The 1,428-nt window shown below is 70.8% G+C and carries 1 protein-coding gene; it reads right to left on the minus strand.

Features of this window, described 5'->3' with window-relative positions:
• Positions 1-1,428 (minus strand): type I polyketide synthase (locus ACWEBX_RS40650; RefSeq protein WP_451889715.1); only part of this gene is annotated, 1,428 nt, incomplete at both ends.

A 1,428-nucleotide genomic window follows, 5' to 3' on the forward strand; every position in this document is an offset into this window, starting at 1 on the left:
CGCACACACCTCGTCGTACGCCGCCGCGAACACCGGGTACGCCCCGTACAACTCGCGCCCCATGCCGACCCGCTGCGAACCCTGACCCGAGAACAGGAACCCGGTCTTGCCGCCGGTACCCGATTCGCCCAGGACGACCCGGGTGGACGGTGCCCCTGCGGCCAACGCGCCCAGTCCTTCAAGGAGTTCGTCCCGGTTCTCCCCCACCACGACGGCCCGGTGCTCCATGGCCGAGCGTGTGGTGGAGAGTGAGAAGCCGATGTCGGCCGGCCGCAGGTCCGTGTCCGTGGCCAGGGACAGCAGACGCTCCGCCTGTGCCCGCAGCGCCGTCTCCGTCCTGCCCGACAGCACCCACGGTACGACCGCGCCGTTGCCGGTCCCGGGCGGCAACTCCGCGGAGGCAGGGGCCTGTTCGACGACCACGTGGGCGTTGGTTCCGCTGATGCCGAAGGACGACACGGCGGCACGGCGCGGGCGGTCGATCTCAGGCCAGTCGATGGCTTCGGTCAGCAGCCGGACGTCACCGGCCGACCAGTCCACGTGCGGGGTCGGCTCGTCGACATGCAGGGTCTGCGGCAGCACACCGTGCCGCATCGCCATGACCATCTTGATCACACCACCGACACCGGCAGCGGCCTGGGCATGACCGATGTTCGACTTCAGCGAACCCAGCCACAACGGCCGCTCCTCCAGCCGCTCCTGCCCGTACGTGGCGATCAGCGCCTGTGCCTCGATCGGATCACCCAGCCGCGTGCCCGTACCGTGCGCCTCCACCGCGTCGACCTGATCCGAGGACACGCCGGCGTTCGCCAACGCCTGCCGGATCACCCGCTGCTGCGAAGGCCCGTTCGGAGCCGTCAGACCGTTCGACGCACCGTCCTGGTTCACCGCCGTACCACGGACAACCGCCAACACCTGGTGCCCGTTGCGACGGGCGTCGGACAACCGCTCCACCAGCAGCATGCCCGCACCCTCGGCCCAGCCCGTACCGTCCGCGCCGGCCGCGAACGCCTTGCACCGGCCGTCCGCCGACAGGCCACGCTGCCGACTGAACTCCACGAACGTCGAGGGAGTCGCCATGACGGTGACACCACCGACCAGCGCCATCGAGCACTCGCCGCTGCGCAGCGACTGGGTCGCCAGGTGGAGGGCCACGAGCGACGACGAGCACGCCGTGTCGACCGTGACCGCCGGGCCTTCAAGCCCGAACGTGTACGAGACCCGGCCGGAGGCGATGCTGCCCGCGCTGCCGCTGCCCAGGTAGGCGTCCATGCCCTCCGGAGCCGTTGTCACGCGCCCGCCGTAGTCGTGGTACATCACGCCGGCGAAGACACCCGTCCTGCTGCCCCGCACCGTCGCCGGGTCGATCCCCGCCCGCTCGAACGCCTCCCACGACGTCTCCAGCAGCAACCGCTGCTGCGGGTCCAT

The sequence above is a fragment of the Streptomyces sp. NPDC005070 genome, from assembly GCF_053600395.1.